The 232-nt window shown below is 59.1% G+C and carries 1 protein-coding gene; it reads left to right on the forward strand.

Translation table 11 applies throughout. The features are described 5' to 3' along the window. A partial coding sequence (locus KVP70_RS33965) for a hypothetical protein (RefSeq protein ID WP_217946819.1) occupies positions 1 to 232 on the forward strand: 232 nt, incomplete at both ends.

Genomic DNA, 232 nt, shown 5'->3' on the forward strand with positions numbered 1-232 from the left:
ATGAAGGTCTTCTGCGCCGTGGGCGGCATGAAATACCGACCAGGTGAGTTGCCAACCTATGGGGTCCACCTCGGTGAGCTGTGCCCGAAGGTTCCGCAGTTTATCTTCGCCACGGAAGCCGATGTGCCGGGCGAGGCGGCACGACTGGCGCAGATGATTGCGGAGTTCGGCATCCCCTATGCCAATACGTTGTGCAGCTATGACGCGTTGTTGCCTTTGCTTAAGGCCAGTG

Source organism: Duganella violaceipulchra, from assembly GCF_019166075.1.
Taxonomy (GTDB): Bacteria; Pseudomonadota; Gammaproteobacteria; order Burkholderiales; family Burkholderiaceae_D; genus Rugamonas; species Rugamonas violaceipulchra.